The sequence below is a fragment of the Methylorubrum sp. SL192 genome (genome assembly GCF_026672325.1).
Lineage (GTDB): Bacteria > Pseudomonadota > Alphaproteobacteria > Rhizobiales > Beijerinckiaceae > Methylobacterium > Methylobacterium extorquens.
On record NZ_JAPPQV010000001.1, the window covers coordinates 88,035 to 101,648 of the forward strand.

Below are 13,614 nucleotides of genomic sequence, written 5' to 3' on the forward strand. Positions count from 1 at the left end.
CCGCAGCCGTGTTAGGGATGTTCAGGATTTGCAAACATCTGTCATGGCGGCCCAAGCTTTTCAAGCACATGGCGCGGCAGAGAAAAGGACTTGTTCGCGATGCACGATCGGTGCTTTTTCCCAGCCCATCGACGTCAACCCGAAGGATTGCCATGGACCCGCACACCGCTACGAATTCACCGGGCCTTGACGCCTACTGGATGCCGTTCACAGCCAACCGCCAGTTCAAGGCGGCACCCCGGATGCTCGCATCCGCCAAGGACATGCACTACACGGCTACAGACGGGCGCAGCGTTCTCGACGGAACCGCCGGCCTCTGGTGCGTCAATGCCGGGCACGGACGCCAGGACATCGCCTCGGCGGTGGAGCGCCAACTCACCACCCTTGATTTCGCGCCCTCGTTCCAGATGGGGCACCCCGCCGCCTTTGACTTCGCCGAGCGACTGGCCGCCATCGCGCCGGGCGGCCCCGAAGCGAAGCTCGACCGGGTATTCTTTACCGGTTCGGGGTCAGAATCCGTTGATACCGCCCTCAAGATCGCGCTCGCCTACCAGCGCGCCATCGGCCAGGGCACGCGCACCAAACTGATCGGGCGCGAGCGCGGCTATCACGGGGTCGGCTTCGGCGGCATCTCGGTGGGGGGCCTCGTCAACAACCGTCGCGTCTTTCCGCTTCTGCCGGGCGTCGATCACCTGCGCCACACCCACGACCTGGAGCGCAATGCCTTCACCCATGGCCTGCCGGAGCATGGGGCGGACCTCGCAGACGACCTCGAGCGCCTCGTCGCCCTTCACGGGGCCGAGACCATCGCAGCCTGCATCGTCGAGCCCGTCGCCGGCTCCACGGGCGTGCTTCTGCCGCCCAAGGGCTATCTCGAGCGTCTGCGGGCGATCTGCGACCGGCATGGAATCCTGCTGATCTTCGACGAGGTCATCACCGGGTTCGGCCGCCTCGGCACGCCCTTCGCCACGGATTACTTCGGCGTCGTTCCCGACCTCGTCACCACCGCCAAGGGCCTCACGAACGGCGCCCTGCCGATGGGCGCCGTGTTCTGCGCGCGGGCGGTGCACGATGCGATGATGCACGGCCCCGAGGCGGTGATCGAGCTGTTCCATGGCTATACTTATTCGGGGCACCCGGTGGCCTGCGCCGCCGGCCTCGCCACCCTCGACATCTACGAGCGGGAAGGCCTGCTGACGCGCGGTGCCGAGCTTGCGGACGCGTGGGCCGGCACGATGCATGGCCTGCGCGCCGCCGGCCACGTCATCGACATCCGCACCATCGGCCTCGTCGCCGGAATCGAACTGGCGCCCCGGCCCGGTGCGCCGGGCGCACGGGCCTACGACGTCTTCGTCGATTGCTTCGAACGCGGCCTGCTCATCCGCGTTACGGGCGACATCATCGCCTTGTCGCCGCCGTTGATCGTGGACCCCGAGCAAATCGACACGATGGCGTCGATGCTGGGCGATGCCATCGCCCGCGCCGCCTGATCTTTCGTCAGTTTCTGCCCTTCAAGGATTCTTCAATGACCACTGTGATCAACCACTACATCGGCGGGAGAACCGTCGCCGGCACCAGCGGGCGCAGCGCTCCCGTTTTCAACCCCGCTACGGGCGAGGAGACCGGCCGCGTCGCCCTCGCCGACACGGCGGACGTGAACGCCGCGGTCGCGGCCGCCAAGGCCGCCGCCCCCGGCTGGGCGAAGACCACACCCCTGCGCCGCGCCCGCATCCTCAACGCCTTCCTGCGCATCGCCGAGGACCGCACCGACGAGCTCGCCGCCCTCATCACCGCCGAGCACGGCAAGGTGCTCTCCGACGCGCGCGGCGAGATCCAGCGCGGGCTCGAGGTGGTGGAGTTCGCGACCTCCGCGCCGCAACTCCTCAAGGGCGAGGTGACGGAGAACGTCGGCACCCGCGTCGACAGCCACTCCCTGCGCCAGCCGCTCGGCGTGGTGGCCGGCATCACGCCGTTCAACTTCCCCGTCATGGTGCCGATGTGGATGTTCCCTCTGGCGCTCGCCTGCGGCAACTGCTTCGTCTTGAAGCCCTCCGAGCGCGACCCGTCCCCCGCCCTGCTGGTGGCCGCCTGGCTCAAGGAGGCGGGCCTGCCCGACGGCGTGTTCAACGTGGTCCACGGCGACAAGGCGGCAGTGGACTCCCTCCTCCGCCATCCCGACATCGCCGCCGTCAGCTTCGTCGGCTCGACCCCGATCGCCCGATACATCTACGCCACGGCTACCGCCCAGGGTAAGCGCGCCCAGTGCCTCGGCGGCGCCAAGAACCACATGATCGTGATGCCCGATGCCGACCTCGACCAGGCGGTGGACGCCCTGATGGGCGCGGCCTACGGCTCGGCCGGCGAACGCTGCATGGCGATCTCGGTGGCGGTGCCGGTGGGTGAGAAGACCGCCGACGCACTGATCGAGCGGCTGATCCCGAAGGTGCGTGCGCTGAAGGTCGGCCCCGGCACCGACCCGGACTCCGAGATGGGTCCGCTGGTGACGCGCCAGCACTACGACAAGGTGCGCGGCTACATCGACCAGGGGGTGGCCGAAGGCGCCGAACTCCTCGTCGACGGGCGCGACCTCAAGCTCCAGGGCTATGACGACGGTTTCTTCCTCGGCGGCACGCTGTTCGACCGCGTGACGCCCGACATGACGATCTACAGGGAGGAGATCTTCGGCCCCGTCCTCGCCGTGACCCGGGCGCCCGACTACGCCACCGCCGCGCGCCTCATCAACGAACACGAGTTCGGCAACGGCACGGCAATCTTCACCCGCGACGGCGACGCCGCGCGCGAGTTCGCCCACGCGATCGAGGTCGGAATGGTGGGCATCAACGTGCCGATCCCGGTGCCGATGGCGTTCCACTCCTTCGGCGGCTGGAAGGCCTCGCTGTTCGGCGACCACCACATGCATGGCCCCGAGGGCGTCCGGTTCTACACCCGGCTCAAGACCATCACCACCCGCTGGCCGACCGGCATCCGGGCCGGCGCCGACTTCGTCATGCCGACGATGAGCTGAAGGCGGGGCTAGCATCAAGTACAGGGCGGGCTACGGAGGATCGGAGCCCGCGAACGTGATCGGCCGGCTGTTGCGACATCGTCAGCCGGTCGATCGAAGCAAAATCATGCGTTCGGTGCGCCCCGCACCTAAGATCATCGGGGCTGATGGTCTCATCAAGCTCGTTCAATGGCATGTCTGAGGCGATAGAGCATCGTCCCGAAAGGTGGTTGCCGGCTTCCGGAACAGATGATGCGAAAACAAGAGCCTAAAGCGTCGTCCTAAATCAGGTATCCAGGACGATGCTTTAGACATGACGACTATGCCGCGAGAACGCCCCATGGCACGCATCCCCCGGGCAGCCCTCGCAACGCTGCGGACATCGCGTGCTCGGCCATCGCGCCAAAGACCCGTGCTCGCTCGACCCGAGCGCCGTCCGTGCGCCGAAGGGTCTGTCGTAGGGGACACCACGGCCGAACGTTGCCGCGGCCTGCCCCGCCCGCAATGGCTCGCGGAGTTCCGCCACGTTCTCCCGTCTGCTCGAAACCCGGCTTGGGCTCGCATCCGACGGAGCGTGCCTTCGAGCATCATCCCGAAAGGTGGCTGCCGACTTTCGGAAAAGGATGATGCAAAAACAACAGGATAGAGCATCGTCTTGGATCCTATATCCAGGACGATGCTCTATCGCTCAGGCGAGAGAGCCCGAACTCCTCGGGCTCGACGAAATGACGTCCGTGGGCCGTCACACGCCCCTGGCGTAGCGGGCCAGGGCGAAATCTGCGGCCGGGATCGGCGGGGCGCTGCCCGAGACCACGTCGGCGAGCACGCGGCCGGAGCCGCAGGCCATGGTCCAGCCCAAGGTACCGTGACCGGTATTGGTGAAGAGGTTGGCGAACCGTGTCGGACCAACGATCGGCGTGCCGTCCGGTGTCATCGGTCGCAGGCCCGTCCAGAACGTGCCCGCCGTCGGATCGCCACCCCCCGGGAACAGATCGCGGACCGAGCGCTCGAGGGTCGCCCGGCGAGGTCCCCGCAGGGTGTGGCTGAAGCCCGCGAGTTCGGCTGTGCCGCCAACCCGGATGCGGTCGCCTAGGCGCGTGATCCCGACCTTGAAGGTCTCATCCATTACCGTCGAGACGGGAGCCCCCTCGGGGTCCATGACGGGCAGCGTCAGGGAGTAGCCCTTCACCGGATAGACCGGGAGGTCGATCCCGAGGGGCCGCAGCAGTATCGGCGTGTAGCTGCCCATGGCGGCGACGTAGGCGTCGGCGGTGAGCACGTCGCCCGTAGCGGTGACGATCCCCGTGACGGCCTCGTCGGCGTCGCGCAGGCCGGCGATGGCCGTGCCGTAGCGGAAGGTGACGCCGAGCTTCTCGCAGAGTGCGGCGAGGGAGGTCGTGAAGAGGTAGGCGTCCCCGGTCTCGTCGGCGGGCAGCCGCAGGCCTCCGACGATGGTTGCGCCAACCCTCGCCAGAGCCGGTTCGGCCTGGATGCAGCCGGCGACATCGAGAACCTCGTAGGGGACCCCGTAGGCGTCGAGCACCGCCGTGTCATTGCCGACCTGATCGAGCTGCTTGGCCGTACGGAAAATCTGGAGCGTGCCCTTCTCGCGGTGGTCGTAGGCGATGCCGGTCTCGGCCCTGAGTTCGCGCAAGGCATCGCGGCTGAACTCGGCGAGGCGGACCATCCGGCCCTTGTTGCGGGCGTAGGCCTCCTCCGTGCAGTTCGCCAGCATCCGCGCGAGCCAGCCGTAGAGCCGCGGCTCCACCCGGGGCCACATCACCAGGGGGCGATGCCGCATCATCAGCCATTTCAGCGCCTTCACCGGGATGCCGGGCGCGGCCCAGGGCGCCGAGTAGCCCGGGGAGACTTGGCCCGCATTGGCGAAGCTGGTCTCCAGGCCGGCACCGGGCTGGCGATCCAGAACCGTCACCTGATGGCCGGCGCGGGCGAGGTAATAGGCCGAGGTGACGCCGACGACGCCGCCTCCGAGGATCATGACGTGCATGGATGATGCCCTCAGGCGTCGAGATAGTGACGGTGGAAGCGATGGCCGAGGCTCGTGAGAACCTCGTACCCGATCGTACCAGCGGCGTCGGCCACGGCATCGAGGCTGCGCGCCGGGCCGACGACCTCGATCCAGCTTCCCGGGGCGACGGCGCCGGGGGGGCATCCGTCGCGTCGATCACGATGCTGTCCATCGAGACGCGGCCCAGAATGGGCAGGCGGTGGCCGTCCTGCCAGACCTCGCCGCGGCCCGATGCGCTGCGCAGGAAACCGTCCGCATAGCCGATGGCCACCGTAGCCAAGCGGCTGTCGCGCGCGACGCGCGCCGTGTGGCCGTAGCCCACCGCGGTCCCGGCCGGCACCTGCCGGACCTGCATCACGCGAGCCGCGAGACCGACAACGGGCCGCATGGGGTTGGGGCGTCCGGGCTGGGGGGCGATCCCGTAGAGTGCGGCTCCCGGCCGGATGAGGTCGTAATGGAAGTCCGCGCTCAGAAATGTGCCGGAGGAAGCCGCTAGGCTCGCAGGAACCCCGGACAGGCGGGCTTGGAAGGCGTCGAACACCATCCGTTGCGCGGCATTCGCCGGATCGTCCGGTTGGTCGGCGCAGGCGAGATGGCTCATCACGAGGCGCAGGTCGAGGCCGTCGAACCCGCCCGTGTCGAGGCAGGCGGCGGCCTCGTCCGGGGAGAAGCCGAACCGGGCCATGCCGCTGTCGATCTGCAGGATCGCCGGCAGGCGTCGTCCGAGCCGGGACGCGAGGGCACACCAGGCGGCTCGCTGCCCGTCGTCGTTCAGGACCGGCGTGAGATCGTGCGCATGGCACTCCGCCTCGGTGCCGGACGGAAGGCCGTGCAGAACCGAGATCCCGGCGGCCGGTCCGAGTATCTTGCGCAACGAGAGGCCCTCCTCGGCATGGGCCACGAAGAAGGAGCGGCAGCCCGCCCGCGCCAGGGCGGGGGCGACGCGTTCGATCCCCAGACCGTAGGCATCCGCCTTGACGACGGCGGCGCACGCCGCCCGCGCAGCCATGGCCTGCAGGGCGCGGTAGTTGGCGGCGAGCGCCGCGAGGTCGACCGTCAGGACGGCGCTGGTCGTCGCCGGTACGGGAGGTCCAGCGGATGCGATGGGAGCGGTGCGGGCAAGGGCAGGCAAGGCGTCCGTCCGGAACGGGTTATCGGTACGGCTACGCTACTGCATGATTCATCGAATTTCTCATCAATCCGTCGAATAAGATATACGATTTGACGGAAAAAGGGTATATGCTTCGACGATATCGGACATTCTGTGATAAGGTCATGGACGACATCGATCGGCGGATCATCCGCATGCTCAGGGCGAACGGCCGCATCAGCAACGCGGACCTCGCAGATGCCGTGGGTCTATCGGCATCCGCTTGCCATCGACGGATGGGCTTGCTGGAAAGTTCGGGGGTCATCCGCGGATACACGGCGCTGATCGAGGCTCCGTCCGAGGAGGGCGGACTGGTCGTGCTCACGCAGTTCACCCTCGACCGGCAGACCGAGGAGTTTCTCAACCAATTTGAGGCCGCGGTGCGCCGCTGCCCGGAGGTTCAGGATTGTTATCTGATGACCGGAATCGCCGATTATCTGGTCAAGCTTAAAGTGAAAGATGCGGCCGATTACGAGCGCTTGCACAAGGAGGTGCTCTCTCGGCTTCCCGGTGTCTCACGGCTGCAATCCAGCTTCGCGATCCGGACGGTTGTGTCGCCAGCGAGTAGCATTTGATCTCGTAGAATTTTCAAATCCTTCAATTGAAGATCAAGCTCTCCCCAATATAAACATTCCAAATGTGAATAAACAGTGTAATGAAATCCAATGACAGCGATTTCAGACTGTGCACGATTGTTGAGGCAGAAATACTGTGCTCTGGTTACGTTTACTGGCCTGTCTCCTGAAATAGTCCTTCCAAAAGTACGGCTTCAAGCCGTGTGGAAGATGTCATCATGGAACGGAAGAAGCATAAAACTAAAGAGATTGTTGCGAAGCTGTGCTAAAACGGAGGTGCATCACGCTTAGTATCTGGGACCAATAGGTTCGCACCCTGGCCGATGTTGTGATGAAGCGGTGTGGGGCTCCCACTTTTATCTTATCCGCGAGCGAACGTTCCGCACCCGACTCTACGAATTCATTCGCGCTCGCTACGAAGCCGACCATTGGCGAGAGGCTGGCCCGCCTACCGGTCCGGAATGTCAGGCGCCCGTGCCGCCACCATTCGATTACGCCAAGCCCTTCGTCATCGGCACGTTGAAGATCTGCCAAGGCTTCGGATATGCTGATCCCCTTAACGAGCCTGCCGCGATCACCCGTTGATACCAAGACAACCACGACGCACCGTTCCGCGCAGCATCCCCGGTTGCACACCTCTTATGTCGGCAGGGAAGGCAGACTCGCACGGTACCAGCCAGGAGGTCGCGCGGAACAAACCACATGCCACGGTCAGCCGGGTCCGGACTCGGCGGGGGTCGGCTCGGCCCGATTGCGGGCGGTCCGGGGCCGGCCGCTCGGCTTGGCCGGCTCCGGTGCCTCGAACAGGTCCAGCGTGGCGCATGCGGCCAGCGCCTGCGTCATCTCGGCCTCCATGAAGGCGATGAACGCGCGCACCCGCCGGGCCTGATGCAGGCGGGCCGGATAGACGAGGCGGACCCACCGGTCGCGCCCGCCCCACCAATCCGGCAGGATGCGGACGAGGCGCCCGGCGCGCACGTCCTCGACCACGTCCCAGGCGGCCTTCATGGCGATGCCGCCGTCCGCCAGCGCGGCGGCGTGGCAGATCTCGCCGTCGATGCCGCCGACCGCCGAGCGGATCGACACGTCCACCGACTCCCCGCCGCGGCACAGGCGCCAGTGCGTCGGCCGGGGATCGCCCACCGTCAGGCAGGCATGGTCGGCGAGGTCGAGTGGGTCGCGGGGCGTTCCGACGCGGGCCAGATAGGCCGGGGAGGCGCAAAGGATGCGCGCGTCCGGCACCAGGGGCCGGGCGATCAGGCGGCTGTCGACGAGGGGGGCCTGCCGCATCGCCACGTCGATGCGGCGCTCGACCAGGTCGAGGACGTCGTCGCTGGTCAGGACCTGGACCGAGATGCCGGGATGGCGGGCGAGGAAGCGCGGCAGGCGCGGCGCGATCTGGCGCTGCGCGAAGGCCGCGGTCGCGGTCACGCGCACGACGCCGCTGGCCCCGTCGCCGGCGACGTCCTCCGCCGCCCGAATGGCCTCCAGGGCGGTCCGGCACCGCACGAGGAATTCTCCGCCCTCCTCGGTCAGGCCGAGCTGGCGCGTAGTCCGCTGGAGCAGACGGACACCGAGCCGCCCCTCGAGGCGCTTGAGGCGCTTGGAGACGAGGGTGAGGGAGACGTCGAGGTCAAGCGCGGCCCCGGACAGGCTGCCCGCCCGCACGATGGCGTCGAACACGCGGAGGTCGTCGATGCTGTCCAGCCGGCCCATAGCCGCATTAGAGCGCGGGCGGAACGGACTGCAAGGCGCCGTCCGGGCCAACTCCTTCATTCACATTTGATAAGCGAAGAGATCGCGTGCGCATAGAAACTGCCGACGCAGCGGGCGCTTGGCCCGCGGGACTCGACCGACCCGGCGCTCAGAGCGCGGTGATCAGGGCGACCGCGCCGAGCACGACGCCCGGAGCATTGGCGAAGGAGACCGGCCAGTCCCGACGCAGCGCGCCATAGGTCGTCCACAGCCCGCAATTCACCACCGTGGCGAGCGGCTGGAGCACCGAGCCCTTCTGACCGGCGAGGTTGAGCTGGATCTGGTCGAGATAGGAAACGAACATCAGCACGCCGGTGACGGTCGCGATCCAGCCGAGCCAGCGCACGAAGCGCTCGGTGCCGCCGTCGCGGCGGTCCGGCGTGCCGGCAGCGGGGGCCTGACAGGTCGGCTGGGTATGGGCGAGGGTCATCGCGAACGGGGTCCCGTTGTGTCTGTCGAAGAATCGAGGGGGCCGGCCGCTTCCGCACGGTACGGTCCGAGAACCGTTCGCCGTCGTCGTGCCCGCGCTTCGAGCTTCAACGCCCTCAACGCGCGTCGAGGGCCTGGCGAACTGGCCGGAACGGAAAGACACCCTCCGCGATCCGGCGACGATGATCGTTGGGCCGACGCCCTATGTCGGGTACGGCAGCGGTTCGGAACGGGGCATGTCGAGGCGATGGACATCAGTCGGCGCGACCTGGGGAAAGCTCTCGGCGGCGTCGTGCTCGTGGGCGCGGCGAGCGATGCGCGGGCGGCCGACGGTCTGCCGGGCGGCGTCACACTGATCCGGGGCGGCTACGTCATGACCATGGATGCCGGGCTGGGCGATCTGCCCGGCGCCGACATCCTGGTGCGCGACGGACGGATCGCCGGGATCGGGCGGGGCTTGGCGGTGCCGGAAGGCGCCGTGGTGGTCGAGGCCGGCGGCATGGTCGTGCTTCCGGGCTTCGTTGATGCCCATACCCACGGCGCGATCAGCCAGATGCGGGGCCTGTACGGCAACACGCGCGAGACCGCCTTCTTCACCGTCACCAACCGCCTCCTGGCTCACTATACGCCGGAGGACACCTATATCGGCATGCTGCTGAGCGCGGTGGAGAGCGCCGCCTCCGGCATCACCACCACGGCGGACTTCTTCGACAACGTGCGCGACCGCGCCCATGCCGAGGCCGGCCTTCGGGCGCTGCAGGATGCGCCCGTCCGGGCCAGGCTGCTCTACGGCATGAAGAGCAAGACCGACGCGGACCCCATCGATCTCGCCCATGTCGCGGAGTGGCAGCAGGGATGGGCCGAGCGCTCCGTCGGCGGCCGCCTGTCGCTGGGCCTGGCGTGGCGCCTGCCGCAGGACCTCGACGATGCGGCGGCCTGGGCGATCAAGGCCAGGGAATGGGAGACGGCCCGCCGCCTCGACCTGCCGATGCAGGTCCATGTCAGCGGCACCGTCCCGGGCCGGGCGACGGCGATGTTCGATGCCCTGATCGCCCGACGGATGCTGCATGCCGGGCTGCAGGTCGTCCACGGAACCGATGCGCGCGACGACCAGCTCGCCGCGTTGGAGGAGGCCGGCGCCGGCCTGGTGGTGACGCCGCTGACCGAGCACCGGGTCGGTTACGGCCCGACCCGGATCGACCGCTTCGATGGCATCCGGCGTCGCGGCTTCGGCATCGACGGCAGCGCCCTCGCCGGCGCCACGGACATGTTCGCCCTCATGCGCCTCGCAGCGCTCACGCAGGCCGGCGCGGCGCGCGACGAGACCGCCGTCCGGCCCCGCCACCTCCTCGAATGGGCGACGGCCGGCGGTGCTCGGGCCCTCGGGCTCGACGCACAGACCGGTTCGCTCGTGCCGGGCCGCGCCGCCGACCTGCAACTCGTCCGGCTCGACTCCCTGAACCTCGCGGGCTTCGACGGGGGCGACCCGTCGGCCCTGCTGGTCTATTCGGCCCGCCCCGAGGACGTCGCCGCCGTCATGGTCGAGGGCCGCTTCGTGAAGCGCGACGGCCGGCTCGCCGGCTTCGATGCCGCGACGCTCCTCGACCGGGCGCGCCAGTCCCTTCGAGGCGTCCGCGCACGGGCAGGCTGACTACCCCCCGCGCTCGGCTAGAATATTACCAGCGGCGCCGCACTCTCCAGAGGCGTCGCGCCCTGGATCGCGCGATGGGGCACCCGGTCTGAGGGCCGGGAAGCCTCGCCACGGGCGCGCTTCACGGCCTCGTCCAGCGCCTGCGAGGCCCATCTGCGCGCCCCGGACAGGCGCCGGTCCGCAATTCGCCGGCCCCGTGATCCCATCGGCCGCTCAACGGCGGCGCCGACGAAGACTTCGCCCAACGGACCGAGGGCTCTTGCCCGGCGGCCCCGGTCCGGGCTCTCGCCGAACGTGCAAGAATCCCTTGCCGCAGTCGCGAGCAACGCGCGATGGCAGCCCCGGTTTCCGGACGTTCCCATCAACAATCAGATTGAGCAACACCACGGCCAAAGCTGCACCGAGATTTGCCAGGATGTGAAGGCCATCGCGTTTCCAGCGATCCGAACCGCGGCCTGGAAGGCCGAGGCCGGCACGCCTGTCTTAGAAATCGTACGGCACTCTTTCGGCTTGCGACCCATCCAGCCATGAAGACCGCCGTTGGCGCATCCCGAGAGCGGTCAGTCGTCAGTCGTCCAGCAACTCAGGCTGGCGGCAGTGAGCGGACCCCGACCATTTGACCAGAAGCGGGCATTCAATATGCGACCCAGGTGTGTTGTATAGGGTACAAACTGGCGCAAATTCATCTGTGTCTATATCGTTCCGGTAACATGCTCTACTGACGATTCATCGTGTGACGACGGCATTCGGTCAAATGAATGCCGTCATCCGCTTTGGCGTGATCAGTTCGTGCGTTCGAGATAGCCCGCAGGAAGTTGGCCGGGGGCCGCGTTGATGACCTCGTCGTTGTCGCGGCCACGCCGCTCCATAAATGTGATCTTGGCGAACTCGCCGATGACCACGTATGGGTATGCCGGGCCTTCGTCTCGGAAGCGGTGCATATCTTCCATAAAGTCATTCTGGTAGCAGATCGTCTTCTCGGGATGTGCTCCTTCACCCGCGATCCACTGCGGGAAGAAGATGGTGCCGTGCACCAGCCGGCGCTTCGTATCAAAATACAGGCTGACGCAGGTGCCGGTGGGCTCGTGCCAATCGATTTTATACATGTCCGGCGCGAGTTGGACGAGATCGATCGCTTGGTTGGTCACCCAGCGGCCACCGACCAAGCCTTGGTGTATTCGGTAATCGCAGGTCTTCTCGTTGCGAGCATACCATTCATATTTCCAGCCATTGGCATATGTATAGATAAAATGAGTTCCAACGAAATCAGACAAGTCGCTTGATAAGTCAAGGCCAAGATCGTTTGACATCAGTATTCTCCCAGATTATCACAGATAAATTGAGTGCTGTAGTGTGTAATTTGTAGAAGTTGTTCGCTCTATTGAACGAACGCTATGCCCATAAAGCAATATCTCTTCAAATGCAAATATCGATCTGCCTGATCACCAATTTAGCTAGAGGCTGGTGTGAACCTGAGAGTGTAGGCCTCAAAATTAGGAGGCATGACCTTCTCGCTCGCTGCCTACCCGTCCGACGTTTCCAATAACGAATGGGCGCGGGTCGCCCCTTACCTGACGCTGCTTCGCGAGGATGCGGGGCAGCGTGAGTACAGCTTGCGCGAGGTGTCCATGATCGGCCCCCACGCGGTGGTCCAAGTTCTAAGTTAGTGCAGGGTCGGCCTTTGCTCCACGGGTCGCTTGGCCGGCGGAGCCGACCGGGTGAGCGCAGCCGGCCAAGCGGTGAAGGCCGGCACGAACACCTCCGGGGCCGGTGGTCGGTAGCCGAGCGAGGCGTGCGGGCGCACGCTGTTGTAGTGTAGACGCCAACTCTCGATCACGATCTGCGCCTCCTTGAGCGTGTAGAAGATCTCACCGTTCAAAAGCTCGTCCCGTAGTCGTGCGTTGAAGCTCTCGACGTAACCGTTCTCCCATGGCGAGCCGGGTGCGATGTAGGCTGTTCTGGCGCCGACATCGGTGATCCAGGCCTGCACGGACTTGGCGATGAACTCCGGACCGTTGTCCGAGCGGATATGGCCGGGCACGCCGCGCAGGATGAACAGGTCGGACAGCACGTCGATCACGTCCGCCGCCTTCAGCTTGCGTGCGACGCGGATCGCCAGGCACTCCCGCGTGAACTCATCGACCACGTTCAGCATCCGGAACTTGCGGCCCTCGTGCGTGCGGGCTTCGACAAAGTCGTAGGACCAGACGTGATCGCGACGCTCCGCCCGCAATCGCAGGCAGGAACCATCCCCGTCCCAGATGCGGCCGCGCTTGGGCTGCCGAGACGGGACCTTCAGCCCCTCGCGCCGCCAGATCCGTTCGACCCGCTTGTCGTTGACGAACCAGCCCGCCGCCTTCAGCAATGCACCGATCTTCCGGTAGCCGTAGCGCCCGTACTGGCGAGCCAGTTCCACGAGGTCGGCTGTCAGCGCGGCCTCATCCTCTCTTCCCCGCGGCACCTTGCGCTGCGTCGAGCGATGCTGCCCGAGCGCCCGACAGGCGCGGCGCTCGGAGACGTCTAGGACGTTCATGACATGCGCGATGCAGGCGCGTCGGCGCGCGGGGCTGGTCAGTTTCCCCGAGCGGCCTCCTGCAGGATCAGCTTGTCGAGGGTGAGATCCGCAATCGCCTTGCGCAGCCGCTGGTTCTCAACCTCCAAGTCCTTCATCCGTCGAACCTGATCGCTCTTCAGGCCGCCGTACTCCTTGCGCCAGCGGTAGTAGGTCACTTCCGTCACGCCGATGGCCCGGATCACCTCCGCCACGCTCTGGCCCTGCGAGACCAGAACATCCACCTGCCGCAGCTTGGCGACCACGTCTTCCGGCTTGTGCCGCTTCGTTCCCATCTGTCCGTCCTCATCTGGCTCAAAAGCCATACCTCAGGGCGGACCACTTCAGTGGGGGCGGATCATCCAACGGACTGCGCTACGCACGTCTTTCCGCCTGACACGTCCGAGGGCGCCAAGCTCCCGATCTTACATGACTGTTCCCGAAAGCCGCGATCCGCCTTTCGGAATGTT

General features: G+C 66.5%; 9 protein-coding genes and 2 pseudogenes. 5 read left to right on the forward strand and 6 right to left on the reverse strand.

Annotated features, from left to right (window positions below; all coding sequences use genetic code 11):
• Positions 1-152: 152 nt before the first annotated feature.
• Positions 153-1,490, forward strand: a complete 1,338-nt coding sequence (locus OVA30_RS00525; RefSeq protein ID WP_209688061.1) for an aspartate aminotransferase family protein — start codon at positions 153-155, stop codon at positions 1,488-1,490.
• A gap of 35 nt (positions 1,491-1,525) precedes the next feature.
• Positions 1,526-3,025 (forward strand): CoA-acylating methylmalonate-semialdehyde dehydrogenase, encoded by a 1,500-nt coding sequence (locus OVA30_RS00530; protein ID WP_209688060.1) that lies wholly within the window; start codon positions 1,526-1,528, stop codon positions 3,023-3,025.
• 721 nt (positions 3,026-3,746) lie between these two features.
• Here the strand turns inward: OVA30_RS00530 and OVA30_RS00535 are convergent.
• Together OVA30_RS00535 and alr are read right to left on the reverse strand one after the other, a co-directional pair.
• Positions 3,747-5,012: a D-amino acid dehydrogenase gene (locus OVA30_RS00535; protein ID WP_209688059.1), complete on the reverse strand. Its 1,266-nt coding sequence runs from the start codon at positions 5,010-5,012 to the stop codon at positions 3,747-3,749.
• A 214-nt stretch (positions 5,013-5,226) separates the two neighbouring features.
• Positions 5,227-6,042 (reverse strand): annotated as a pseudogene (gene alr / locus OVA30_RS00540) (alanine racemase); the annotation flags it as partial.
• A 266-nt stretch (positions 6,043-6,308) separates the two neighbouring features.
• Between alr and OVA30_RS00545 the strand changes: the two are divergent.
• Positions 6,309-6,758, forward strand: coding sequence for an Lrp/AsnC family transcriptional regulator (locus OVA30_RS00545; RefSeq protein WP_209688058.1), 450 nt, complete (start codon positions 6,309-6,311; stop codon positions 6,756-6,758).
• Between the two features lie 711 nt (positions 6,759-7,469).
• Here OVA30_RS00545 and OVA30_RS00550 read toward each other — a convergent pair.
• Positions 7,470-8,474: a LysR family transcriptional regulator gene (locus OVA30_RS00550; RefSeq protein ID WP_253394448.1), complete on the reverse strand. Its 1,005-nt coding sequence runs from the start codon at positions 8,472-8,474 to the stop codon at positions 7,470-7,472.
• A 148-nt stretch (positions 8,475-8,622) separates the two neighbouring features.
• Positions 8,623-8,943 (reverse strand): SemiSWEET family transporter, encoded by a 321-nt coding sequence (locus OVA30_RS00555; RefSeq protein ID WP_209688056.1) that lies wholly within the window; start codon positions 8,941-8,943, stop codon positions 8,623-8,625.
• 246 nt (positions 8,944-9,189) lie between these two features.
• On the opposite strand from OVA30_RS00555, the gene OVA30_RS00560 reads away from it, so the two are divergent.
• Positions 9,190-10,593 (forward strand): amidohydrolase family protein, encoded by a 1,404-nt coding sequence (locus OVA30_RS00560; RefSeq protein WP_209688055.1) that lies wholly within the window; start codon positions 9,190-9,192, stop codon positions 10,591-10,593.
• A gap of 782 nt (positions 10,594-11,375) precedes the next feature.
• Here OVA30_RS00560 and OVA30_RS00565 read toward each other — a convergent pair.
• On the reverse strand, positions 11,376-11,903 hold the full coding sequence (locus OVA30_RS00565) for a phenolic acid decarboxylase (RefSeq protein WP_253374194.1): 528 nt from the start codon (positions 11,901-11,903) through the stop codon (positions 11,376-11,378).
• Positions 11,904-12,095: 192 nt separating this feature from the next.
• Between OVA30_RS00565 and OVA30_RS00570 the strand changes: the two are divergent.
• A pseudogene (locus tag OVA30_RS00570) lies at positions 12,096-12,218 on the forward strand (transposase); the annotation flags it as partial.
• A gap of 38 nt (positions 12,219-12,256) precedes the next feature.
• Here the strand turns inward: OVA30_RS00570 and OVA30_RS00575 are convergent.
• A protein-coding gene (locus OVA30_RS00575; protein ID WP_268174244.1) for an IS3-like element ISMex5 family transposase occupies positions 12,257-13,440 on the reverse strand; the annotation gives its coding sequence in 2 pieces (ribosomal slippage) (positions 12,257-13,176 and positions 13,176-13,440; 1,185 coding nt in all).
• Between the last annotated feature and the right edge of the window lie 174 nt (positions 13,441-13,614).

Bases quoted from the DNA above. Each gene is read 5' to 3' on its own strand.
- OVA30_RS00525 (WP_209688061.1), top strand. From the start codon at position 153: ATGGACCCGCACACCGCTACGAATTCACCGGGCCTTGACGCCTACTGG.
- OVA30_RS00530 (WP_209688060.1), top strand. From the start codon at position 1,526: ATGACCACTGTGATCAACCACTACATCGGCGGGAGAACCGTCGCCGGC.
- OVA30_RS00535 (WP_209688059.1), bottom strand. From the start codon at position 5,012: ATGCACGTCATGATCCTCGGAGGCGGCGTCGTCGGCGTCACCTCGGCC.
- OVA30_RS00545 (WP_209688058.1), top strand. From the start codon at position 6,309: ATGGACGACATCGATCGGCGGATCATCCGCATGCTCAGGGCGAACGGC.
- OVA30_RS00550 (WP_253394448.1), bottom strand. From the start codon at position 8,474: ATGGGCCGGCTGGACAGCATCGACGACCTCCGCGTGTTCGACGCCATC.
- OVA30_RS00555 (WP_209688056.1), bottom strand. From the start codon at position 8,943: ATGACCCTCGCCCATACCCAGCCGACCTGTCAGGCCCCCGCTGCCGGC.
- OVA30_RS00560 (WP_209688055.1), top strand. From the start codon at position 9,190: ATGGACATCAGTCGGCGCGACCTGGGGAAAGCTCTCGGCGGCGTCGTG.
- OVA30_RS00565 (WP_253374194.1), bottom strand. From the start codon at position 11,903: ATGTCAAACGATCTTGGCCTTGACTTATCAAGCGACTTGTCTGATTTC.